Raw genomic sequence first — 21,540 nt, 5'->3', positions numbered from 1 at the left:
CGCTTGGATGAATCATCTGGTGATCGCGCCGATCATCATCCCGCTGCTGGTCGGCGCGCTGCTGATGCTGATCGACGAGCGGCGGCGGGCGCTGAAGGCCACGCTTGGGGTGGCGTCGGCGTCGGCGCTGCTGGCGCTGGCGGTGCTGCTGCTCTGTCTGACGGACCACACCGCCACCGGGGCAGACGCCACCGTGCGCGTCTACCGGCTGGGCGACTGGCCGTCGCTGTTCGGCATCGTCCTGGTGCTCGACCGGCTGTCGGCGATGATGCTGGTGCTGACCGGCATCCTGGGGTTGTCCGCCCTGGTCTTCGCGCTGGCGCGCTGGCAGAAGGCGGGGGCGCATTTCCATTCGCTGTTCCAGTTCCAGCTGATGGGGCTGAACGGGGCCTTCCTGACCGGCGACCTGTTCAACCTCTTCGTCTTCTTCGAGATCATGCTGGCCGCCTCCTACGGGCTGGCCCTGCACGGCTCCGGCCTCGCCCGCGTCCGCGCCGGGCTGCATTACATCGCCATCAACTTGGCGGCGTCCCTGCTCTTCCTGATCGGGGTGAGCATGATCTACGGCGTGTCCGGCACGCTCAACATGGCCGAGCTGGCCGTGCGCATCGCCGGGGTGGCGCCGGAGGACCGCGGGCTGCTGGAGGCCGGGGCGGCGATCCTCGGCGTCGCCTTCCTCATCAAGGCGGGCATGTGGCCGCTGGGCTTCTGGCTGCCGAACACCTACACCACGGTCGGGGCGCCGTCCGCCGCGATCATCTCGATTCTCAGCAAGGTCGGCATCTACGCCATCATCCGGATCTGGCTGCTGGTCTTTGGCGACGGCGCCGGGACCTCGGCGGGGTTCGGCGGGCACTGGCTGCTGATCGGCGGGGTCCTGACCATCGCCTTCGGCTCCATCGCGGTGCTGGCGACCCAGAATCTGGCGCGGCTGGCCGGGGCCAGCGTGCTGGTCTCATCCGGAACGCTGCTGGCCGCCGTCGGTGCCGGGCAGGTGGCGGTGACTGGGGGCGCCCTGTTCTACATGACCAGCTCCGTCCTGGCGATCGCCGGACTGTTCCTGCTGATCGAGCTGGTCGAGCGCGGCCGCATGGTCGGCGCCGACGTGCTGGCCGTGACGCGCGAGGCCTTCGGCGAGGGCGAGGATGAAGAGTCCGACGACGACGACGCCATTGGCGTGTCGATCCCGGCGATCATGGCGATCCTCGGCATCGCCTTCATGGCCTGCGCGCTGCTTCTCGCCGGCCTGCCGCCGCTGTCCGGCTTCCTCGCCAAGTTCGCCATCCTGGCGCCGATGCTGGCGCAGGGGGCGGAGGGGCTTCCCTTCACCACCTGGGCGCTGATGGCGGCGCTGATCCTGTCCGGCTTGGCGACGGTGGTCGCGATGAGCCGCACCGGCATCGACGTCTTCTGGGCGTCGCCGGCGGGCGATCTGCCGCGCGTGCGCCTCGTCGAACTCGCGCCGGTCATGATGCTCCTGGCGCTCAGCGTGGCGCTGACCGTCCAGGCCGGTCCGGTGATGCGCTACATGGAGGACACCGCCCGCTCGCTTCACGGGCCGGAACGCTACGTCCAGGGGGTGATGGCGCCCGCGGCGCCGGGGACCGGCAAGGGAGTCGCGCCATGAAGCGCTGGTTGCCCTATCCGCTGCTGACCGCCGCGCTCGTGGCGATGTGGCTGCTGCTGACCGAGAGCGTGGCGCTCGGTTCCCTCCTGATGGGCGGCGTCCTGGCGACCGTCGCGGTCTGGGGCTTCGCGGCGCTCGACCCGCCGGGCGGGCGGCTGAAGCGGCCGCGCGCTGCCGTCGCGCTGGCCGCGCTGGTAATGGGCGATGTCGCGCGCTCCAACCTCGCGGTCGTCAAGATCATCCTCAACCCGCGGAAGACGGAGCGGGTGTCCGGCTTCCTGCACATCCCGCTCGACATGCGGGCACCCTACGGTCTGGCGACGCTGGCCTGCATCATCACCGCGACGCCGGGGACGATCTGGGTGGAGTACAACTCCGCGAACAACACCATCCTTCTCCACATCCTCGATCTGGTCGACGAGAGCACCTGGATCGACACCATCAAGGGACGGTACGAGAAGCGCCTGATGGAGATCTTCGAATGACCGCCACGCTGCTGCTCTGGTCGATCTTCCTGGCGCAGATCCTGCTGGTCGCCGCGATGGCCTGCGCGACCTTCCGCGTGCTGCGCGGGCCGCGGGCGCAGGACCGCGTGCTCGGGCTCGACACGCTGTACGTCAACGCCACGATGCTGCTGCTGACCTTCGGCATCCGCACCGGCAGCACGCTCTATTTCGAGGCGGCGCTGATCATCGCGCTGCTCGGCTTCGTCGCGACGGCGGCGCTGGCGAAGTTCCTCATGCGCGGAGAGGTGATCGAATGACGCATCTGGCCGACCTGCCGGTCTGGGCGGCGATCCCAGTGGCGCTGCTCCTCCTGCTCGGCGCCTCGCTGGCGCTGATCGGGTCCATCGGGTTCGTGCGGCTGCGCAGCTTCTACGAGCGCGTCCACGCCCCGACGCTGGGCACCACCATGGGCATCGGCTCCGTGCTGCTGGCCTCGATGCTGTGCTTCACCGTGCTGCAGTCGCGGCTGGTTCTGCACGAGATCCTGATCGCCGTTTTCATGATCGTGACGACGCCGATCACGCTGATGCTGCTCGCCCGCGCCGCCCTCTACCGCGACCGCAGCGAGGGCAGCGACGACGTGCCGGCGGCGCCGCCGGTCCAGACGGGTGCGCCGTCGGCCCAGGACACCGCCCCGCCGGTGTAGACCGTCCCTCAGCGCGTCAGGTTGCCTCGACCTGGGCGAACATGCCGGACTCGCTGGTGAAGCTCTTGAACTCCAGCCCGTTGCCGGAGGGGTCGAGGATGAAGAAGGTGCCCTGCTCCGACGGCTTGCCGGGGTAGCGGATCTGCGGCTCCAGGAGGAAGGTCGCGCCGGCGGCCTCCAGCCGCTCCCTCAGCGCGTCCCAGACCGGGCGCGGCAGCACCGCCCCGAAATGATGAAGCGGCACCGCCTTGCCGTCGACCATGCTGGTCTCGGTCGAGCGCGGCTCGGACGAGCGGTGGGCGGAAATCTGGTTGCCGAAGAAGTCGAAATCGATCCACCGCTCGGTGGAGCGCCCTTCGCGGCAGCCCAGGACATCGACGTAGAAACGGCGGGTTTCCTCGATGTCCCTGATGGGAAAGGCGAGATGAAACGCGAACACCGGCACACCCTTTTCACGTTGGTTCGGGTGGTCAGGGTAGACCGCGGTCCGTGGCGCCAACAAACGAATTCAGCGGGGGTCGATTGCGCGAAAACGCTGCGGCCCCTGGAGCTTTCCAAAGGCCGCAGCGGTCAGCGTGGTCAGAAGGCCAGACGGGTGTCGAGCATCACGATGTGCGCGCGGTCCTTCAGGTCGCCGCCGTCGGGGCGGCCCGCCTGCAAGGTGGACTGCACGTAGTCGTACTCCAGCCCGGCGGTGAAGCCGGGGGCGACGGTCCAGGTGACGCCGCCCTGCCAGATGTCCGCCTTGCTCGGCGTGGACATGGTCGCGCTGTCGTTGCCCAGCGCCCGCAGGTAGTTGGCGGCGAACAGCAGCGGCCCGGCGGTGTACTGCGCGCCGAAGATCCAGTTCTGCTGCGCCCGCGTCTGGGCGAGTCCCTCCGCGTAGCCGCTGTCGCCGCTGTAGGCGTAGCTGGCGCCGACCTTCACCGGGCCGTAGCCGACGTTGGCCCCGACATGGACGGAGTTCAGGTCCTCGAAGGACTGGCTGACGACGCCGTCGGTCTGGCGCACCGCCTGGCCGGTCGCGTAGAAGGCGCTGCCCTCGACGCTGAAGTCGCCGACCGCGGTCTGGAAGGCGGCACCGGCCTCGACCACGTCGCGGAAGGACAGCAGGTCGCCCAGCGCGTCGGTCGTGCGGCGGTTGATCGAGCTGTTGGAGTCGCCGCTGCGCGGCATGTAGGACACCGCCGCCGACAGGCCGCCGAAGCTCGGCGTGATGTAGACGAACTTGGTCCCGGTGTCGTAGGCGATCAGCGTGCGCAGGCTGGTGGCGGCCAACGGCAGGGCGCCGAAGGTGGTCGAGCCGTTCAGGAACAGGATGCCGTTGCTGTCCGGGCTGCCGGCCACGCCCTCGACGTTCGGGCCGATCATCCCGTACTCGTCCGACAGGCCGTTGATGACGCCGGCCTGGATCGTGCCGAAGGCGCCGTTGGCGAAGAGGAAGGCGCGGTCGTTCTCGATGTTGCGGGTCGAGACGGTGGGATCGCCGTTGCCCGCCACGATGCGCAGCCGCGCGCCGTAGGTCAGGCCGTTGTCAGCGGTCGCCGTCGGGGTGACGACCAGACGGTAGCGGTTGGCGAACTCGCGCGAGCGCAGACCCTCGTCCTGCTGCTGGCGGATGTAGGCGCCCTGGAAATAGGCGTCGCCGCCGAGGATCAGGTCGAAGCTCGGCTCGGCCAGGGCCGGAGCCGACGTCAGGGCGGCGAAGGCGGTGCCGGCGAGAGCGGCAGCGCGAAGGGAGAAGGCGTTCATGGGCGTGGTCATTCCAGGGTCGAGGCTTGCAAAAGCGGGGTGACGGAAAGGGACTTCAGGCCGGAAACCAGCGCCGGCCGAAGGCGGTGAGGTTGTCGTCCTGCAGCCGGGCGAGGCAGAGGATCTCCACGCTGTCGGCCCAGCGCGGGTTGATGCGGCGGAACTGGGTGACCGCCGGGCTGTCCAGCTTGGCCTCGCTGATGGCGCGGGCCTCCTCGGTCAGGCCGTAGCCCTGCCACTGCCAGTCCACGGTGCCGGTGTCGGCGTCGTAGTACTGGGCGAAGCACTCCCGCCCGATGTGGTCGCGCACCGCCCGGTCGAGGGCGTCGGGGGGCTGGTCCGGATGCGGCGTGTGGCGGACGAACAGCATCGGCATGTAGCGGTAGGAGCGGTAGCCGACCGCGCTGTAGCTCCAGTACCACAGCCGTCCCGAACGGTCGGCGCGGGCGCGGGCGACCATCTCGGCGACCATCGAGCGCACCAGCTCGTTCGACCCCCAGAAGCGGCGCTCCAGGATGCAATGGGCGGTGTGGAAGGCGCCGACGGCGGTGCCGCCGATCTCCGTCGCCTGCCGGTAGACGGTGGCGAAGCCGACCAGCTCCCCGGTCCCGGCGTCCTCCTGCAGCACGCAGTGATCGAGGTCTTCCAGCTCCTCGTTGAAATAGTCCTCGCCGTAGCCTTCGAACCAGACGCTGAGCAGGGCGAACATCGCCGCCCGGCGCTCCGGCGTCAGGGCCGCCGGCGCGACGAAGCTGGTCCGCAGGGGAGGGCGCGCCGCGGGCGTGGTCATTCCCCTGTTCCGGCCCCGGTCAGATAGAGCGCCGCCCCGGCCTCGCGCACGTCGGCGCAGATGTCCTCATAGTTGCAGGTGATCTCCTCCCCGGCGGCGATGTCGCGGCGGGCGACGAAGCGCCGCCAGTCGCCGGGATCGGCCCGCCCGATGGACGGGCCGTCCGCATGGTTGAGGAACCGGGCGTCGTCCCCCGGCAGAAGGACGCCGATCCCCTCGATCACGCAGCCGTGGAAGTCGACCAGCCGGGCGACCTGCGGAAACTCCGCCAGCACGGCGTCGTCGGGCTCCAACAGGCGGTCGATGCGGGCGTCGAACGCCCATACCGGCGTGCCGGCGGCGACCGCCTCCTCGGCGAAGAGTCCCAGCCCGTGGATCGGGCTGGAGGCGAGGCGGGTGGCGATGAGGAGCGGCATGGCTTCCTTCTCCGGCGATGAGACTTAAGCGGCGGCGGTCGCCGGCGACCCGGCCGGGGCCAGCGACTCGTCGAACTCGAAGCTGGCGGCATCGTCGACGAACTGCTCGGCGATGGTCGTGCCGGGGTTGGTCAGGCAGACGCCGATGTAGTCGGCGAAGCGCGGCGGCGGGGTGAAGCCCTCGGCCAGCAGACGGCTGTTGTCGAAGGCGATGTCCTGCGCGGTGAAGCGGTGGTACTTGCGCCCGCCCGCCATCATCGTCCGGTGCAGGATGTCGCGCTGCGGGAAGGCCAGACGGAAGGCGCGATCGAAGGGCTTCCAGCCTTCCGGACCCTTCGGGTCGAAGAAGCTGTAGGGGCGGGTGCCCTCATGGCCGTGCGCGGCGAAGGCGGCCTGGAAGTCGCTCCACATGGTCCGGCTGCCGAGGCCGGCGGAGATGTGATAGAGGGTGTGCTTCAGGTCGGGCTTGCGCAGCAGGTCGTGCAGCCGGGCCGAGGCCCAGTCCACCGGCACGATGTCGATGAAGCCGTCCGGCGAGCAGGGCAGGACGCCGGTGCGGTCGACCAGCCGGAAGAACCAGAAGATGCTGGCGCTCGGGCGCACGCCCATCGTGGTGTGGCCGACGACGATGGACGGGCGGCAGACGACGATCGGCAGGTCGGGGAAGCCGGCGGCCAGGGCGCGCTCCGCCGCCGCCTTGCTGCGGGTGTATTCGACGATGTGCGGCGTGTCGTGGCCGGGGGCGGGGGCCTCCTCGACCATCTCCAGCCACGGCGTCTCGCCGCAGCAGAAGGCGGTGCCGATGTGCAGGAAGCGCTGCAGGTGCTTCATGCGGCGGGCGCGGGCGGCCAGCGCCAGCGTGCCGTCGACGTTGATCTGCCAGACCGAATGGCGGCTGTCGAAGGAGGTGTCGGCGGCGATGTGGACGATGTGGGTCACCGCGTCCAGCCGCGGGTCGGTGCTGGTCGCCAGCGATTGCAGGTCGCCCGGGATGATCTGGCAGAGATCGGCGTAGGCCTGCGCCTTGGCGCGGTCGACGCAGCGGGACAGGTTGGTGGCGAGACGGGCGCGGCAGGCGGCCTCGTCGGCGCCGCGGATCAGCAGCAGGCAGTCCGCCGCGGTCCCGTTCTTGACGGCGTCGAGGTAGAAGGAACCACCGAGAAAGCCGGTGCCGCCGGTGAGAAGGATCATGGTGTGCCTCGGTCTCGCGTCTGGGGGAGGGGAGGGGTCGGTTGGTGGCTCCGATCCGCTGGCCCCGATCCGCTGGTCTGGATCAGGCGGGCAGCAGGTCGGGAGCCGGAAGGGTCGGGGTGTCGAGCCGGCGGATACCGCCCTGCTCCACCTGGATCTGCACGTCGGCGGCGTCGAAGTACGCGTCGTCGTGGGTCACGGCGATCACGGTGATGCCGCGCGCCTTCATCCAGGGAATGATCTCGCGGTAGAATTTCCGCCGGAAATAGGGGGACTGGTCGGCCGCCCATTCGTCGAGCACCAGCACGGGCTTGCGCTCCAGCAGGGCGGCGGCCAGCGCGAGGCGCTTCTTCTGCCCCTGCGACAGGTCCACCGTCGTGAAGGCACGGTCCTCGACCGCCACCTTGTCGGACATCTCCAGCAGGTCGAGCAGCTCGTCGGCGAAGCCGTCCTCCAGCGACACCGCGCCGTAGAGCTGGCGGGTGACGTGGTTGTCGGAGAAGACGACGGAGAACAGGTCGCGGTAGGAGCCCAGCGTGTCCGCCGTCACCACCGCGCCGTCCACCGTCAGGCTGCCGCGCTGCGCCGGGTAGAGGCCGAGCAGCATGTGGATCAGCGTGCTCTTGCCGGCGCCGTTGTGGCCGGTGACGAAGACGACGTCGCCGCGCTCCACCGTCAGATCGATGGGGCCGACGGTGAAGGAGCCGGTGCCGTCGCGCCCGGGGTGGCGGTACGCCGCACCGTCGAGCGCGATGGTGGCGAAGTCGGCGAAGCCGGTCGGCGGCGCGTCCTTGGCCCGGCGCTGAGCAGGGCGGGGCGGCGCCTTCAGCTCCGCCTCCACCGCCAGATAGGAACGGGCGGCGGTCTCGGCGCTGATGTAGGAGGGGTAGGAGGCGACGATGGTGATGACCGGGTAGGCGATGAAGGCGGCGGCGTGGCCGGCCAGCACGACGGTCGCGATGTCGGTGCTGGTCACCGCCGGCAGCAGGAAGATGATCCCGGCCAGCGCCGCGTAATAGGTCAGCTCGCTCAGCGTGAAGTAGTGGCTGTACTCGGCGCCGAAGCGGTGGCGCTCCTTGCGCAGCGCCTCGGCGCAGGCGGTGGCGTCGGACAGCGCGTTGGCGGCGCGGCGGCGGTTCAGCTTGCACTCGCGCAGGGTCTGCAGGATGTGGTCCGACCGTTCGGACAGCGCGCCCTCGGCCTCGTGGATCGTCTCCGACAGCCGCTCCAGCCGCAGGACGGATCGGGTGATCAGGATGCCGCCGACCGTCAGGAAGGCCAGCACGATCAGCACCGCGGCGTTCGACAGCGTGGCGAGGTAGAGCAGGCAGAGGATGATCGCCGCGACCGACTGGAAGCTGATGACCAGCGTCGGCACCGCCTGGGCGAGAAGCTGAAGCTCCGGCCCGGCGACCTGGGCGAGGCGGGTGGAACCGACCGCCATGGCGTCCGGCAGGTCGGCGGCCACCGCCCGGCGCAGCAGGTCGACGCGCAGGATCGCCAGCGCCGCCTGCATCCGCTTGGACGCCGCGCTCATCATCCAGCCCTGCGCGAACCGCCAGGAGAAGGCGGACAGCAGGAAGATGAACAGCAGACGCTGCAACCCCTCCGGATCGTCCATGATGACCAGCGCGCTGTTCAGCGAGGTCAGCAGGGCGAGGTTGAGGGCCGCCGCCAGCACCGCCAGCAGCATCAGCGGCTGCATGTTGCGCAGGGCGTCGCGTCTCAGGATGCGCCAGAGATCCATCGCCGGCTCACTTGGGCTGGATGAGGTCGAGCAGGCGGGACGGCGACATGGTCGACAGGATGGGGGCCGACGCGGCCTTGCCGTCCTTTGCAGCACCCGCCGCGCCGCTTGCCGCCTGGGGCTTGACGCCGGGGACCGGCGCCGCCGGCGCGTGGCCCGCGGCGGACGGCGCGGGTTCGGCGCCCGCTTGGTTCAGGCTGGGCATCTGGGCGACCGGCACCTGTCCGGGGGTGCCCTCGCCGCTCAGCGAGGGGAGCTGGGCGGCCGGCGGCACCGGCAGGCCGCTCGGCATGGTGACCGTTGCGGCACCCGCCTGCGGCGCGCCGGGGGCGGGGGTGCCCGGCATCGGGAGGGTGGCGCCCCCGCCCGAGGCGGCGTCGAGGATCAGCGGCAGCCCGCCGCTGGCGGCGTTGCCGATGACGACGATCTTGGCGTTGGGCGAATGGGCCAGTTCCAGCGTCGCCTCGATGCCGCGCCAGCGCAGGTAGTTCTCGGTCAGGTTGGCCTGGACCGTCTCCTGGAAGGCGCGGATGCCCTGTCCTTCGAGCTGCTTGCGCTGGCTCTCGAACAGCTCGCGCTGCAGGCGGAACTGGTACTCCTGGGCGGCCTGGTCCTGCTGGATCTTGCGCTCGATCGACACCATGATCGCTTCGGGCAGCGAGACGTTGCGGATCAGGATGTCCTGGATCAGCAGGTAGCCGGTCTTGGTCCGCCCGTCCGGCTTCGGCGTGTCCTCGGCCCCGATGATCTGGGCGTACATCACGCGGTCGGCGACCTGCTCGAAGGTCTCGGTCTGAACGCGCAGGCGGCGGTGGGCGTAGAGCTCGTCGGCCTTGAAGCGCGACACGATCTCGCGCGAGACCGACCCGACCTCCGGCACCAGCAGCACTTCCAGATAGTTCGGTCCGACGTTCTTGTGCAGGGCGGCCAGCATCTCCGCGTACGGGCGGTAGCGCACCGTGATCTCGATGCTGACGTTCAGGCCGTCGTTGGCGATGGCCGAGTAGGAGCGGGTGTCCTCCTGTAGGCGCAGGTCGTAGACCTCGATCTTGTCCCAGGGGAAGATGACGTGCACGCCCTCGGCCAGGGCCGGACCCATCTGGGTGCCCTGGTGGAAGCGCTTCCACAGCACGCCGCCGTGGCCGGCGGGGATGAAGACGACGATCGACGGCGCGAAGTAGAGGAAGATCAGAATGCCGACCAGCAGCGTGCACAGCAGCGACCGGCGGTGCTCCTCGTACCAGTTGCCGAGCAGCGCGCGCAGGCGCGACTTCGGCTGCGGCGTCGCGTCGGCGTCGTCGTAGGTGAAGGCCTGGTCAGCCATGTCACGCGGTCTCCTGGAGCAAAGCCGTGGCGGGGCGGGACGCGGCCTTTTCGGCCGGCGTGTCCATCTGCCCGTTTGTCATTTGGCCGTTGGTCATGTGAATGGTCACGTCGCAGACCGACGAGGCGTTGCCGTCGTGCGACACGAAGATCACGGTGCGGCCGAGCGCCCGCAGCTTGCCAATGATCTCGTTGGTGAAGCGGGTGCGGAACTCGGCGTCCTGGTCGGACGTCCATTCGTCGAGAATGATGATCGGACGCCCCTCAGCGACCGCGACGGCCAGGGCGACGCGGCGGCGCTGGCCCTTGGAGAGGTCACGGTTCAGCAGGCCGTCGCCGGTCTCCGGAACCAGATGGTCGATCTTCAGATAGGCCAGCATCTCGCGGAACAGCTCCGCGTCGAAGGTCGGCCCCTGCGGCAGGCGTGTGAACAGGTGGTGGTCCTGGAACACCGCGCAGAACAGGTCGCGGTAGGATTCCAGCCGGTCGCCCTCCACCGCCTGCCCGTCGAGCAGCACCTGCCCCTCGTCCGGGCGGAACAGCAGCGGGATGACGCGCAGCAGGGTGGACTTGCCCGACCCGTTGGCCCCGACGATGCCGACGACGCTGCCCGCCGGGATGGTCATGTCGATGGGACCGATCACGAAGGGCTCGGGCCGCAGCCCGGCGCGGTAGGCGAAGCGCACGTTGCGGAGTTCGATGGCGGAGAAGCGGCGCGGCGCGCGGGCCAGCTTCGACGGCGCGTACTCCGCCGCCGGCATGGCGGCGAGGAGGGTGGTGAGCTGGTTCGCCGCATCCTCCGCCGCGATGTAGTCGGGCACGGCGTTGAGGAACTTCGACAGCGGCCGGGCGAGAAACAGGATGACCGAGGTCACCAGCGGCAGCTCCGCCGCCGACAGCGCGCCCATGCGCGGGAAGATGAAGACGAAGACCGCGGAGAAGCCGATGACGATGGTGGCGATCCAGGAGAACAGCTCGCCCAGATTGCGTCCGTGGCGCCGCTTCAGATCCTCCCATTGCGCGACGTCGGCCTCGACCGCCTGTGCCAGCTCGTCGCGCCGCGCCTTGCCCAGCTTGATCTCGGCGTTGCCGCCGACGATCTCGGAGAAGCCCTGGAGCATCCGCACCTCGGACTCCTTGGCTTGGCCCAGCAGGGCGCGGGTCCGCTGCGCCTCGCGCACGTACCAGCCGCCGATCATCGCGCCGGCCACCAGGAGCAGCGTCGCGCCCACCGTGGTCAGCGTCCACAGGTAGAGGTAGGCGACGACCGCCACCAGCATCATGTTGGCGGCGATCGACAGGTTGGGCAGCAGGGCCGCGATGCGCTCCAAGTGGTGGTTGCCGAGGTCGAAAGAGCGCCGGGCCTGCATGTCGAGGATGTCGGCGTGGTTGCCCAGCGTGACGGTCTGCAGGAAGCGCCGCCGCACCCCGGCCAGCGCGCTGAAGCCGGTGGTCAGCACCAGCCCGACGAAGCGCTTGCTGAAGGCGTAGGAGACCAGCAGCGACAGGCAGAAGATCAGGAAGGGCGTGTCCAGCACCTCGCCGCGCATCCAGCCGTTCAACTCGGCGCTGAGGCTCATCAGGCTGATGAGGTTGGCGGTGGCGGCGACGCAGCCGGTCACCACCAGCCGGGTCAGGATCTCACGGTCAGCCAGCCCGATCAGGGGCAGCAGAGCCGAGACGGGCCGGCTGGGCGCGACGCGCTTGGTTGTCTTGCTCTTGCTCATCGGTCCGCCTCACTCCGCCAGCCAGGAGTCGAGGATGCGGGTGATCGTGCCGTTGTCGCGCAGCTTGACGAAGGCGGCCTGCAGCCGCTCCGCCTTTTCCTTGCGCGCCTTGGGCATGGCGATGTAGCGGGGGATCAGGCCGAGTGGCTTGGGCAGGACGCGCACGTCCTTCAGGCGCCCGTCCTGCTTGGCCATGTGGTTCAGCACATGCAGGTCGCCGACGATCACGTCCACCCGGCCCAGGATCAGCCGGCGGAAATTGACCACGTTGCTGCTCGACGGGACCTTTTCCAGATAGGTCGCGGCGTCGAAGTCCGGCGCGTAGGCGAAGCCGTCGACCACGCCAATGCGGTAGGGGGTCAGGTCCTCCAGCCGCTCGAAGGCGATGGGGGAGTCCTTGCGCACCATGAAGACGGTCGTGCCGGTGCGGAACGGGCCGATCATGTTGTACTGCGCGAAACGGGCGGGCGAGGCGATGAACTGGAACCCGACGTCGGCGGTGTTCTCGTCCATCGACCGGACGACCTCGGTCCAGGACAGCGGCCGGTGGACCGGGGTGATGTTCAGCTCCTTCAGCAGGGCGACGACGATCTCGGTGTCGATCCCCGTGCGGGTGCCGTTGAAGGAGTAGTTGTAGGGCGGGAAATGGTCTTCCGACGCGATGGTCCAGTATTCGGCGCGCGCCGGAAGGATCGCGGCGAACAGCGCCAGCAGGACCGGCAGCAGGAGCCGCAGAAACGGGCGGAGGATGGACGCGGTCGCCGCCGTCATGCCTTCGCCCGCTTCTTGCTGCGGGTGGTCAGCAGGATCATCACGAGAAGGGCACCGGGCGGCGTCAGAACCACCGCCAGGAAGGCGTAAAGCAGGAAGCCGCCGCGGCGGCCGATCCCTAGAAACCCGACCAGCAGGCAGAGACCGATGTAGATCAGCTCGAACACGGCGATGCTTCCCTCTTTACCCGGCGCCCCGGCGTCCTGCCCTTAGCCGGCCTTCTGGACCGGCTGCTCTTCCATCTGCGGCGCCGCGGCGGGAGCCTCGCCGGCCTCGTTCTTGGCGGCGTCGTTCCGGGCGGCCTCGAACTCCTTGCGGAAATGCTCGCGCATCGTCTCGACGTCGAAGTCCAGCAGCGTGCCGCCGGTCTCGAAATGCTGCGCGAACACGCGGCCGAGCGCCTGGGTGGCGGCCAGCGACAGCGCCGGCATGACGGCGACGCCCAGGGCGGTGCCGATGAACGGAACGGCCTTCACGGCGGAGCCGAGCACGCTGGAGCTGAGCGCGCCGGGCATGACGCCGCCCATCAGCGCGCCGATGATGGCGCGGGTGCGCTCCTGCGCGAACTCGATCTCATAGAGCTTGGCGAGCTTATGGATCAGGTTGAGCTGGGCCACGCTGACCGCAGCGACGTCCGCGCCGGGAACGGGGATGAGTCCGAAGGCACCCGAGGCGTAGCTGTGATACTTGATCAGTTCCTGGGCGCGCTTCTTACGGTCTACCATGATCCGAAACCTTTCGAGGGTCAGGTGAGGTTGATTTCAGGTGGAAACGGTGTTCTGAAACACACGCCTTAGGACGTTATGCGTCGCAAGTTCGGTATTCCGAAAGAAACAAAGCATCGCCAATCAACCGCCGCCTAAGCGATTGGTAAAAAATTGCCCCTATTACCGCTGGTGAATTAGACGGTGGACTTCGGGACTGCCGTGGGGCAGAGATTGACTGGCCAACGATCCAATATGTCCCAACGACTTGATACATTTTCAGTACTTAACAACGCATTAAATGCCTATGACCACCGTCAGTATTTTTGTCGGGACGTGCGTCATCATTCTGCGAATTGTAACAAAGTTCATCATGAGCTTTTCTTTGTGTAAGGACGTCCGCTACCTTTGCGGGAAGCGGGTCGGCAGGTCGAGGGCGCGCGCCGAAAGCTCGTTGCGCGCGCCGGCGCTGACCGCCGCGCCCAGCACCAGGACGGTGTCGCGCACCGGCTCGCCGTCGATGGTCTGCGTGGGCAGGGCGACGCGCAGCAGCAGACCATCCCGCGACGAGGACGGAGCGTGGCCTTTCAGCAGGCGCAGCAACGCCCACGGCCCACGCTCCGCCAGGGTGATGGTGTCGCCGGTCGCCGCGGCGGTTCCGCCCGCCGGCGCACCCTTCGGACGGAAGGGCGACCCGGCGGCCCAGCGGGCGCTCAGCAGGACCGGCTGGCCCGGCGTCCAGGCGAGCGTCCCGCCGTTGGCCGTCGCCCCCACCGCGCTGGCGCCGGAGCGTACCGACCAGTCGATGATGTGCTCCGCCCCGACCTCCTGCGCGCGGTTGGCACCGTAGGTGAGGCGGACGCTGACGGGGGCCGGGCGCGCGATGGCCTCCAGCAGCGGGCGGGCGGCCTCCATCCGCTCCATGAAGGCGGCGACCTCGGGGGGCGCCGTCCGCATCACCGCCGCCCGGTGCTCGTCGAGCTGCCGGAAGAAGCGGCGGACGTCCTGCGGGTCGGCGTCGGGCGCGTTGCGCGCCTGTTCGGAGCCGACGAAGGGGAAGCGCCCGGCAAGGGTTTGCGTGAAGGCGGTGGACAGCTTCGACAGGGCGACGTCGCTGTCCGGGACCGGGGCTTCCACCGGCATCTTTGGCAGGATCGGCAGATGCGCGACGACGGCCGGCTCCTCCACGACGGCGGGCGGCGGAGCGGGCCGCGGGGGAGGAGGAGGGGCCGCCGCGACCGGCTTGGCCGGCTCCGCTTCGGCCAGAACAGGTTTGGATGCAGCGGGCTTGGCTTCGGCGGGCTTGGCTTCGGCGGGCTTGGCTTGTTCAGGCTTCGGCTCGGCTGGCTTGACGGTTTCGGCGGGTGGAGCGTCCGGAACCGGCGCGGGCAGGGCGGCGGCCAGGGCGTCCGGCAGCGCGGTCACCGCCGGGTTCAGGACCAGAGCCCCGCCGTCGCCGACGGCGAACAGGGGGCCGGTCTGCGGCGCGTCCAGCGACAGGACGGCGGCGCGGGCGCCGGTCGCGGCGGTGGACAGGGCCTCGGTGATGCGGTCGGTGGTGTCGCGGCCCGGCAGATCGGCGATGGCCGCCTTCTGGAGCATCACGCGGATCGCGTCGGGCAAACCGCGGGCGGGCTCCTGCAGGGCGCCGGCGATGGGCCAAGCGACGGCCTCGGCGACGGCGCCGGTCAGGCGGCGGACGTCGTCGACATCCTCGGCGGTCGGCGTCTCCGGCAGGCCGCGCAGCCGTTCGGCCAGGGCCTCGGCGCGCTGGCGGAGCGGGTTGCGGCCGTACAGCTCCTCGGCCAGCGGGGCGGCGAGCTGCACCGATTCCGCGCGCACCGCCGCGGCAATGGTCCGGGCGTCGAGGTTGGGCAGGTCGGCGCCCGCCGCGATGCGCGTGATGTAGCCGTCCGTCGCCGTCATCGGCGATCGGGGGACGGCGCCGTAGACGCTTTCGGCCAGCGCGTTCAGTTCGTCGAAGCCGCTGTTGCGGCGGAAGCGGTCGTAGCGTTCCAGCGCGTCGCGCCGTCCGCCGATGCGGTCGAGCTGCTCGGCGAGCCGGCGGAAGGCGGGCAGATCCTCCACCCGCTGCGGGCTGGCGACCGGCGGCAGGTCGGCCATGGTGGCGCTGGGCAGCAGGGCGTCGCGGATCGGCCGCAGCACCGAGCGGCGCAGCGTGACGGAGGCGAGCCGCTTCTTGTCCTCGTCGAAGGTGCTGAACAGCGAGGTCGGCAGCAGCGGCGTGGCGAGAGGACTGCGCTCCATCACCGCCGTGGCGGCGATCACCCGACCGGCCAGAGCGCCGTCGGTGACGGTGTCGCGCGCCAGCAGCGCCCGGCGCAGATCGGCGGTGGCGGCGGCAACCGGCGGGCTGCCCGCGGACACGCTGGACACGCCCTGCCACGCGGCGACCGACAGGCCGGCGACCGAGGCGGCGAGCGCGGCCTGGGCCATCCGGCGGCGCTTGTGGGCCTGCTGGTAGGCGGCGTCGGAGGGCCGCCCGTAGCCGGCCTCGGCAAAGGCCCGGCCCGGCAGCAGGTTGCGCGCGAAGACCGGACGGCGCCCGCCGGTGGCCGGGGCGTAGGCGCCGGTCAGGGCGATGCCGCGCAGAGGAAAGGGCTCGGTCTGGTCATCTCCTCCTAGGGCGCCGTCGAGGAACAGCGCCAGCGGATGGCGCAGGGTGTCCAGGGATGCCGGCAGCAGTGGCAGGCGCACCCCGGCGGTGCCAGCGGCGAAGGCGTCGGCCTCCAGAACGGCGATGTCGGCGGCGATGGCCTCGAACGCCTCGTCGATGCGGCGCGGCTCGAAGGGCTTGGCCCAGTCCTGCGGGTTGGTCCACCCCAGCACGCCGTCCAGCAGGGCGGAGGGCATGGCGGCGCAGAGGTCGGTGAAGCCGTCCAGGGCCTCGGCGCGGACCACGACCACATGCACCGGGCCGACCACGCCGAGATCGTCGCGCAGGGTCCGCAGGCGCTCCCGCAGGGCGGCGCCCCGCTTGGCCAGCGCGTCGCGCGGACCGGGACGCTCGGCGGCGGCGCGCAGCTCGTCGGCGCCGACCATCAGCAGGATGCCGTCCAGCGGGCGGCGCATCGGCCGCTTGCGCATCGCCGCGACCAGCGCCGGCCAGGACGCGCCCAGCCGGGAGCCGTCGGCGGAATCGGCGCCGGCGTGCAGGATCGCCGCCCCTTCGCAGAACCACCAGCAGCCGTTCTCGCCGTTGCCGTCCTCGGGCCAGCGGACATGGGTCGGGTCGGTGGCGAGCAGAGCCGGGCCGCCGACGCCGAAGGCGAGGAACCACGGAATGTCGCCGCGGCGCAGGGGGCCGCGCATCTGCCGCGTCAGGATGTCCAGCCCCTCGCCGTAGACACGGGCGTTGGGCGGCGTGTCGGCGGCGGCCTTCGTGGGGGGAGGCGCCTCGGCGCGGACGCGCAGCGGCGCCGGCGGGGCGGCCCGGCGCACGGGCACCTTCCGGCCGGCGGCGGCCTTGGCGGCGGGCTTGCGCCGCCAGCCGCGCAGCTTCGGCCAGACCATCCGGCCGAGGCGGTAGAAGATGTAGAGCGGCAGCGCCAGCAGCGCGTAGGGCGCCAGCGTGACGGCGAAGGACAGCAGAGTGACGATGGCGGAGCCGATGGTGGAAAGCACCAGCTCCAGCGTGAGCATCAGTAGGACCATGACAGCCCCATGTCCTCGACCGCGGCGCGGGCGCCGCTCAGATCGCGTTGGATGCCGCCGACGGCGCCGGCCCACAGCAGGTGCGAGCCCACGAGGAACAGCACGGCGGTCCCCCCCCCCGCCCCCCACCAGCGCCGCCCGGCCGGCGCGAGGTAGCCGGGCACGGCGCCGCCGGGCGGTTCGCAGGCGCGCGGGCTGGGATGGCTGGCCGCGGCGCGCTCGCCGACGACGATGCGGTGCAGGGCGGGGCGGCGGGCGGTCGCCTGGGCGTCGTCGGGAAAGCCCAGCGCCAGCGCGGCGAGATAGACGGCGGCCAGCCCGCGGTCGGCCTTGGCGCCCTGGCGGATCAGGTCGTCGGCCTGCACGAACAGGGTTTGCAGGGTGGCGTTCGCGCCGAACAGGCGGCTGGAGACGACGGCGTCGGCGGGCCGCGTCTGGGCCAGCGCGCGGTCGGCCAGCATGGCCATGGCGAAGACCGCCTTGACCACGGTGCCGTGCGCGCCCGGCCCTTGTGAGACGGCGGCGGCGCTCATTCCATGGAGCGTGGTGGTCAGGCGGTCGGCCACCGTCCCCGCCGGGGCCTGCGCGTCGGCGCAGCCGGCGAGCAGATCCTCCTGGAAGGCGCGGAACAGGGCCAGCGTGCCGGCGGGCTTGGCTCCTACGGGCGCCATCTTCGGCGCCGGGGTGGAGTGGACCTGGGCGAGTTGGGCGGTCACGGCGTTCCCTCCGTCAGCGGAGCCACGGTGAAGCTTTCCCGTCCCAGCCGCACGTCCAGGGCGCCGGCGCCGTCCAGGGCCTGCCGGTGGGTGCCGGGTGCGCCGTACAGCGCGTAGACGAGGGTTTGGGTCGGGGGGGTGGCGAAGGGGGGGAGGCTGTGCAGGAGCACGCTCTGGCCCGGCACCATCTCCCAGGAGGCGATGGCGATGCGGCTTCCGGCCTCGGCGCTCAGCGCCTCGCGGTCGCGGAACCAGCCCGCGGCGTCGAGCCCGGCCAGCCGTCCGGCCAGCGCCGGATCGGCCACCCGCACCACATCGACCGCCACCGGGCGGCGCCCGTTGGCATCGGGCTCGGCGACGATGCGCAGCACGGGGGCGTCGGCGTGTCCCGCACCGGGCGCGGGGACGCCCGCGGCGCAGCCGGCAATCGTGAGAGCGAGGATCATGGCGAGGCGCTTCATGTCAGCCCCCGCCGCCGGGCGCCGACTGGCCGACGCAGACATAACCCGCCGGGGTGTGGCGGTACCAGTTGCCGGTCGCCTCGGCGCAGGGGGCGAGCACGCGGTCGTTCCGTTGCGGCACTGCTGCCGGGGCCGGGGCGACGTCGGCCTCGCGGGCAGCGGCGGGGCGGTTGGTCACGACGAAGCCGTCCTCGTCCTCCTCCACGATCATCACGTAGCGGGCGCGCTTGGCGGGGTAGCGGATGCCGACGTCGTAGTCGCCGTCGGCCACCTTCTCCAGGATCGCGGCGGGACCGGACGAGTTGAGCGGCGCGCAGCCCGTTCCGGCGAGCAGGACCGGCAGCAGCGCCGTCGCGGCGATCAGGGTTCGGATCATTGGGGTGTTCCTGCTCATGCCGGAATCGCCTTGCGCTGGGCGTTGGCCACGGCGGCGGGACCGGCGGCCTCCATCAGGTCGGGCGGGGTCGGCTCGATGCCGGCCTCGGCCAGCGTCCGGTAGACGGACCGCCAGACCAGCTCCGGCACGACGAAGCTGGCGTCGTAGTCCTCGACCCAGAAGAACATGTTGTACTTGCACAGCCACTGGCCGTTGACGCCGCGGATGCCGTCGTAGCGGACGAAGGGCGGGCCGCCGGTGGCGCTGGGCAGCACCTTGTCGGCGTTCTGCAACGCGGTGGTCAGCAGGCCGCCCATCTGGCCGGGGTCGTGACGGGCATCGGCGTAGTATTCGAGCTTCATCGACACCCGGTCGACCGCGCTGAAATTGACGACGGTCGCCTCCGACACCTTGGCGTTGGGCATGGCGACGATGAAGCCGGCGACGTTGCGTATCCGCACTGTGCGCCACGTCATGTCGACCACGACGCCGCGCACCAGATCGGTGATCTGGATGCTGTCGCCGATCTGGAACGGCCGCTCGATGTTCAGGACGATGCCGGAGAAGACGTTGGCGATGTTGGCCTGGATGGCCAGGCCGATGACCATACCGACGAGGCCGGAGGCGGCGAGCAGGCTGGTGATCGGCTGTTTCAGAACGAAGGCGATGATGCCGCAGCCGGCGAAGCCGAAGACGATCAGGGTGGAGAAGCGGCGGACGATGCCGGGGATCTTGCGCTGGGTGCGGATCTCCAGCGGGGTCCAGACGAAGCGCTCCAGCGTGCGGTCGACCAGGATGGCCGGCACGATCCACCACAGCACGTTGACGCCGTTCACCACCATGGCGATCCCGCTCGGCGGCAGCGTCGCCACCGCCTGGTCCAGCACGATGTTGCCGACGGACATCAGCAGCAGCGGCCAGGACAGGATGCGCATGAACAGCGTCTGGATCTTCCAGAACTGACCACGGTCGCGGCGGTCCATGACGGCGGCGAAGACCGCCAGCACGGCGCTGAAGATGGCGATGTAGACGAAGAAGTCGCGGTGGATGAAGTCGCGGGCCGCCGGGGCGTCCGGGGTGGCGACCACGCCGAAGTCGACGCGCGAGAAGTCCGGCTGCGGGCGCCCGAAGCCGACATAGTTCGGATCGCCCTCGCTGCCGACCGAGGCGACGTCCTGCGAGATCCAGGCGCGCGACAGGCGCCAGCCGGGCGACGGCGCCAGCACCCGCTTGGCGCGGAGCTGGTCGAGCAGGGTGGAGCTTTCGCTCTCGCCCTCCAGCGCGCGGCGGAAGCGGTCGGCGAGGCCGGGATCGGCGGCCGACGCGGTCTCAGCCGCGGCCATCGCCTTCAGCTTCTCCACGAAGTCGTTGGTGTCGACCAGCGACATGCCGAGCACGTCGGTGACGAACATCACCGTGTTGCGGTTCTGCGTCCGGTGGCGGAAGCTGACGCCGACCGTCTGGCTGCCGTAGGGCGGGCGCTGGTCGAAGACGTTCAGGGCGAAACGCCCCTCGATCCGGTAGGCGACGTAGGTGGTGACCTCGCCGCGCTCCTCGCGGTAGGGCTTGCCCAGCTCGACCGGCTTGACCGCGTTGGTGAAGACGACGTCCGCCGGATTGAAGGCGCCGCGGTAGCGGAACCAGATCGTCAGGTTCAGCGTCGCCTCGTTGGCGTCCGGGTTCAGGTCGCGGATCTCGTGGAGCTGGACGCCGGTGTAGATGACGTCCGTCTTGTACATGAAGCGGTCGTTGACGTAGAGCGCCCGGCCCTTGGTGACTTCCTCCAGGAAGTTGGAGACGCCGGCTTCGCGGATCGGCTGGAGCTGGGTCAGCGCCGCCACCGGGTTCAGGCCGTTGTAGGAGGCCATCATCACCGGCAGGGTCGCCTGGCCCCGCGTGTCGAAGGTCCAGGTGCCGACCGTGCCCTGGAAGGCGGTCTCGGCGCGGTCGTGGTCGGCGATGGCGCGGCGGAGCGCCTCGCCGTCCGGCTTGCCCGTGGTGACATTCGTCTTCGCGATGGCTCCGGCGATCAGGTCGACGCCGTCGGCGCCCAGCGCCGCCGCCCAGTCGGGCACCGCGTTGAAGCGCTTCACATACTGGCCGTAGAAGCGCTGCGCCCGCTCGTTGGCCGTGTCGAACAGCACGGGCGAGGACACCAGCAGGCCGTGGCCGTAGGCCTCCGGCGTCAGCGCCTTCGGGTTGGCCTGGGCCTGGGCGACGATCTCGGTGCGGAAGGCCGAGGAGGCCATTTCCGAGCTGCCGGCGATCAGGTTGCGCACCCCGGCGTCGCGCAGCGCCACCACCACGCGCGCGCTGTCCACCGCCGACCCGATGACGACGACGGCGCCGGTCGGCATCTTCTCCTTCACCGCCTGGGCCAGCGCCGGCAGGGCGCCGGCACCGCCGCGGCCCGGCGCGAAGGTCCACTGGCCGACCAGCTTGGTGCCGAAGCGCTGGAGGATCGCGTCGAACTGCCCGGCCTGCGATGCGGCCTGCTCGCTGTCCTCGCGGACGATGGCGACGGTCGGCTCACCCACCACGTTGCGCACGTAGTTGGCGAGGAAGCGCGTCTCGTGCGTGCGGTCCAGCGTGATGCTGAACAGCCAGGGGCTCGGCGCGGCGTCGGCCGGGCGGACCAGCGGGCGCGGGGCGATCAGCGGGATCTGCCGCTGGGCGTAGATCGCCGTCGCGCTGTCGGTGGCGTCCGGCGTGTGGCCGATCACCGCGAGGACGGAGGGATCGTTGGAGACGCGCCGGGCGATCTCCAGCGACTTGCCCTTGTCGCCCTCGTCGTCGAAGGGCTTGATCACCACGGGGCGTCCGGCGATGCCGCCCGCCGCGTTGATCGTGTCGGCGCGCAGCGCCGCCCCCTTGCGCAGGGCCAGCCCCAGCGCCGCGTCCGGCCCGCTGAGCGGCCCGACGACGGCGACGGTCAGCGGCTCGCGCGCGCTGTCGCCGAGGAAGCCGGCGCGGACGACCAGGGAGACCAGCACGGTGACGAGCATCGCCGCCGCCAGGATCAGCGCGAAGCGCGCCTTCTTGGTCAGGTGCGACCAGCGCAGCGGCGGCCGGGAGCGGGGCTGGAGCGAGCTCAGCATGGGGTGTCCGTTTG

At 70.6% G+C, this 21,540-nt stretch carries 20 protein-coding genes; 4 read left to right on the top strand and 16 right to left on the bottom strand.

Annotated features, from left to right (window positions below; genetic code table 11):
* The first annotated feature begins 7 nt into the window (after positions 1 to 7).
* From H0B54_RS19610 to mnhG, 4 genes are read left to right on the top strand one after another with little or no spacing between them, the layout of a single operon-like run.
* Positions 8 to 1,627, top strand: coding sequence for a monovalent cation/H+ antiporter subunit D (locus tag H0B54_RS19610; RefSeq protein ID WP_211109457.1), 1,620 nt, complete (start codon positions 8 to 10; stop codon positions 1,625 to 1,627).
* Positions 1,624 to 2,112, top strand: coding sequence for a Na+/H+ antiporter subunit E (locus H0B54_RS19605; RefSeq protein ID WP_188261722.1), 489 nt, complete (start codon positions 1,624 to 1,626; stop codon positions 2,110 to 2,112). Before H0B54_RS19610 ends, H0B54_RS19605 begins: the two co-directional genes overlap by 4 nt.
* Entirely contained in the window at positions 2,109 to 2,390 is a 282-nt protein-coding gene (locus H0B54_RS19600; protein ID WP_094305054.1) for a K+/H+ antiporter subunit F, read from the top strand. Before H0B54_RS19605 ends, H0B54_RS19600 begins: the two co-directional genes overlap by 4 nt.
* On the top strand, positions 2,387 to 2,779 hold the full coding sequence (gene mnhG, locus H0B54_RS19595) for a monovalent cation/H(+) antiporter subunit G (protein ID WP_188261721.1): 393 nt from the start codon (positions 2,387 to 2,389) through the stop codon (positions 2,777 to 2,779). Before H0B54_RS19600 ends, mnhG begins: the two co-directional genes overlap by 4 nt.
* A gap of 16 nt (positions 2,780 to 2,795) precedes the next feature.
* Here mnhG and H0B54_RS19590 read toward each other — a convergent pair whose 3' ends face one another.
* From H0B54_RS19590 to H0B54_RS19515, 16 genes are all read right to left on the bottom strand, one after another.
* The gene (locus H0B54_RS19590) at positions 2,796 to 3,218 is read right to left on the bottom strand and encodes a VOC family protein (protein ID WP_149166111.1); all 423 of its coding nucleotides are present in this window, start codon (positions 3,216 to 3,218) and stop codon (positions 2,796 to 2,798) included.
* Positions 3,219 to 3,358: 140 nt separating this feature from the next.
* Positions 3,359 to 4,543, bottom strand: a complete 1,185-nt coding sequence (locus tag H0B54_RS19585) for a porin (protein WP_246472631.1) — start codon at positions 4,541 to 4,543, stop codon at positions 3,359 to 3,361.
* A 43-nt stretch (positions 4,544 to 4,586) separates the two neighbouring features.
* Positions 4,587 to 5,321 (bottom strand): hypothetical protein, encoded by a 735-nt coding sequence (locus H0B54_RS19580; RefSeq protein WP_188261720.1) that lies wholly within the window; start codon positions 5,319 to 5,321, stop codon positions 4,587 to 4,589.
* Entirely contained in the window at positions 5,318 to 5,737 is a 420-nt protein-coding gene (locus H0B54_RS19575) for an SET domain-containing protein (RefSeq protein WP_188261719.1), read from the bottom strand. Before H0B54_RS19575 ends, H0B54_RS19580 begins: the two co-directional genes overlap by 4 nt.
* Before the next feature lie 24 nt (positions 5,738 to 5,761).
* Positions 5,762 to 6,928: an SDR family oxidoreductase gene (locus tag H0B54_RS19570; RefSeq protein ID WP_188261718.1), complete on the bottom strand. Its 1,167-nt coding sequence runs from the start codon at positions 6,926 to 6,928 to the stop codon at positions 5,762 to 5,764.
* Positions 6,929 to 7,010: 82 nt separating this feature from the next.
* Positions 7,011 to 8,675 (bottom strand): ATP-binding cassette domain-containing protein, encoded by a 1,665-nt coding sequence (locus tag H0B54_RS19565; RefSeq protein WP_188261717.1) that lies wholly within the window; start codon positions 8,673 to 8,675, stop codon positions 7,011 to 7,013.
* Between the two features lie 7 nt (positions 8,676 to 8,682).
* On the bottom strand, positions 8,683 to 9,999 hold the full coding sequence (locus H0B54_RS19560; RefSeq protein ID WP_188261716.1) for a prohibitin family protein: 1,317 nt from the start codon (positions 9,997 to 9,999) through the stop codon (positions 8,683 to 8,685).
* A 1-nt stretch (position 10,000) separates the two neighbouring features.
* Complete coding sequence (locus H0B54_RS19555) at positions 10,001 to 11,725, bottom strand: ATP-binding cassette domain-containing protein (RefSeq protein WP_188261715.1); 1,725 nt, start codon at positions 11,723 to 11,725, stop codon at positions 10,001 to 10,003.
* Between the two features lie 9 nt (positions 11,726 to 11,734).
* Complete coding sequence (locus H0B54_RS19550) at positions 11,735 to 12,496, bottom strand: substrate-binding periplasmic protein (RefSeq protein WP_188261714.1); 762 nt, start codon at positions 12,494 to 12,496, stop codon at positions 11,735 to 11,737.
* A complete protein-coding gene (locus tag H0B54_RS19545) occupies positions 12,493 to 12,663 on the bottom strand; it encodes a hypothetical protein (RefSeq protein ID WP_172428501.1) in 171 nt (56 codons plus the stop codon). Before H0B54_RS19545 ends, H0B54_RS19550 begins: the two co-directional genes overlap by 4 nt.
* A gap of 42 nt (positions 12,664 to 12,705) precedes the next feature.
* Positions 12,706 to 13,221: a YcjF family protein gene (locus H0B54_RS19540; RefSeq protein WP_014197918.1), complete on the bottom strand. Its 516-nt coding sequence runs from the start codon at positions 13,219 to 13,221 to the stop codon at positions 12,706 to 12,708.
* A gap of 381 nt (positions 13,222 to 13,602) precedes the next feature.
* Positions 13,603 to 16,875, bottom strand: coding sequence for a type VI secretion system protein (locus tag H0B54_RS19535; RefSeq protein ID WP_246472630.1), 3,273 nt, complete (start codon positions 16,873 to 16,875; stop codon positions 13,603 to 13,605).
* Positions 16,863 to 17,591, bottom strand: coding sequence for a hypothetical protein (locus H0B54_RS19530; protein ID WP_188261713.1), 729 nt, complete (start codon positions 17,589 to 17,591; stop codon positions 16,863 to 16,865). Before H0B54_RS19530 ends, H0B54_RS19535 begins: the two co-directional genes overlap by 13 nt.
* On the bottom strand, positions 17,588 to 18,052 hold the full coding sequence (locus H0B54_RS19525) for a hypothetical protein (protein WP_188261712.1): 465 nt from the start codon (positions 18,050 to 18,052) through the stop codon (positions 17,588 to 17,590). Before H0B54_RS19525 ends, H0B54_RS19530 begins: the two co-directional genes overlap by 4 nt.
* Before the next feature lies 1 nt (position 18,053).
* The gene (locus H0B54_RS19520) at positions 18,054 to 18,428 is read right to left on the bottom strand and encodes a hypothetical protein (RefSeq protein ID WP_188261754.1); all 375 of its coding nucleotides are present in this window, start codon (positions 18,426 to 18,428) and stop codon (positions 18,054 to 18,056) included.
* Positions 18,429 to 18,442: 14 nt separating this feature from the next.
* A complete protein-coding gene (locus H0B54_RS19515; protein WP_188261711.1) occupies positions 18,443 to 21,526 on the bottom strand; it encodes an ABC transporter substrate-binding protein in 3,084 nt (1,027 codons plus the stop codon).
* Positions 21,527 to 21,540: the final 14 nt, after the last annotated feature.

The sequence above is a fragment of the Azospirillum tabaci genome (assembly GCF_014596085.1).
GTDB classification, from domain to species: domain Bacteria; phylum Pseudomonadota; class Alphaproteobacteria; order Azospirillales; family Azospirillaceae; genus Azospirillum; species Azospirillum tabaci.
This window is presented reverse-complemented; position numbering and strand designations above follow the sequence as displayed.